General features: G+C 34.1%; 2 protein-coding genes. Both read right to left on the bottom strand.

Going from position 1 to position 1,825, the window contains the following annotated elements; translation table 11 throughout:
- Positions 1 to 261: 261 nt before the first annotated feature.
- The gene (locus OIO11_RS03700) at positions 262 to 729 is read right to left on the bottom strand and encodes a DUF2004 domain-containing protein (RefSeq protein WP_268070018.1); all 468 of its coding nucleotides are present in this window, start codon (positions 727 to 729) and stop codon (positions 262 to 264) included.
- A gap of 17 nt (positions 730 to 746) precedes the next feature.
- The gene (locus OIO11_RS03695; RefSeq protein WP_442781212.1) at positions 747 to 1,586 is read right to left on the bottom strand and encodes an HNH endonuclease; all 840 of its coding nucleotides are present in this window, start codon (positions 1,584 to 1,586) and stop codon (positions 747 to 749) included.
- Positions 1,587 to 1,825: the final 239 nt, after the last annotated feature.

Here is a 1,825-nt window from a genome sequence, read left to right as displayed (position 1 = left end):
TTATATGCTTGTTCTTTTTCATTTTGAGTATTCATATCTCTTCATCCTTTGTTTAATAATCTCTATTTTATTATAAATAGAGACACTATTTAGGACAAGGTGAAATTATTAACTTCTTTTTATATAGCTTACTAATGAAAATAAAATTTCTTCCATTTTCAAGAGGAAACAATACACATTTGTGTATTGTTTCACAGCTCGTACTTCACACTTTGTTCATCCCCCGAGAATGAGCTTGTTATCAACTGTCCGTAGGTCAGATCAAATCGCAACATCCTGGTACCCTACTTCTATTACCTTTTCATCTACAAGACAAAGTCCTATCCCATTTTCATCATCCCATGTACAATCAAAAATTACTCCAATCTCTCCCCCATCATAAGCTCCTGAGTATGGAATAACAATTCCAACTAAAGTTATATTTTCAAGTAATTTTTCTATTGTTTCAATTAAAGGATAATTTTCATTAAATTCAATATCATAACCTAGTTCATGTCGCTTTTGTTTATAGTAATTTAAAATTGGTTCTAAAATCGTTTCTTGTAAATTACTCCACTTTTCCATTAATGAATTATAAGCTATATACTGCTCTTCTTCAAACACCCCATCTTCATCACCATTAATCATAAGAGTTATTTTCGTTTCTTTTCCTAAAAAATCAATGGTTGTATACTTAGACCAAATATAATCATACTTCAACTCTCCAAAAATCGAATCATTTACTGTCATCTTTAAAATCTCCTTTTTTATTTATTAGCAAATCCTTCAGGTTCAAATGCCCCTGCATTTACCTCACCTATACCACCAAGGTGCCCAAATGTACTATTTATTTTTGACGGTACAAGTTGCATTGTTTTACAATCGTTTAATTCATGCCATGTTAATTTATTTTTCTTTCTAAAGTTTCGTATATCCTTTTCAGTAATTCCACCTGGCTCCATATCAAATTTATGTGCTAGTTCTGGTGAATTATTAAGTTGCTCTACTAACTTTTTATCTGCCTGTACAAAATTCATATTTCTAGCTTTCGTTCCCATTTTTCCTTTTCCACCAACCATATGCTCAATTTCTAACTCTGCTTTTGATACAAGTGAAAAATCTGGAACTCCATTTTTATATTGAATACCTTCAATACCAGCTTCATCTAATATTTTCTTTAATTGAGGGTCTGGCGGTGGTTTAAGGGTACATAAAGATTCACCTCTACCTCCTTCAAAAACTGCTTTTATATTCACATCGGCAGGTGTTTGACTAATCCTTGATTCATATGAACTCGCAAATTCTTTTTGCTTAAAAGCAGAAGGAATATCTATTTCAGCTTCTGTAACCCCCTCAGTAATCACTTTAGCAGTATCATCTACACTTGATCCTAATTCATTCTTAACCTTCTTAACTTCCTTTTTAAACCTACCTAAAGCCTCATAACCATTACCCAAATTGCTACCAAGCACTANTCCATGGAATGCTGCTGCTGTTCCTGCTCCTATTCCAAAATCAGTTAGTACAGTTTTAAAGTTTATTCCTTTACCTTCTAATTTTTGTCTTACTATACTTTCAAAGCCGTTGGTTATTCCTCCTAACAGCATTTTTCCACCTAAGGCTTCACCTACTCCAAAAGGTCCAAATATTGCTCCAGAGACTGCTCCAGAGACTGCTCCTACAAAGGATTCTCGTCCTCCAGCAGCCATATAAGAGGAAATATCACTTACTTCTTTTCGTCCTGCATCTGATATTGCTTGACTTAATACTGCCGCTGTTCCTGCTACTGCTGCCCCTATTGCGGTTGCTTTAGCAACTACTAATGCTGTCGTACCTATTGTTGCTA

Source organism: Clostridium sp. ZS2-4 (genome assembly GCF_026719745.1).
Taxonomy (GTDB): domain Bacteria; phylum Bacillota; class Clostridia; order Clostridiales; family Clostridiaceae; genus Clostridium_H.
This window is presented reverse-complemented; position numbering and strand designations above follow the sequence as displayed.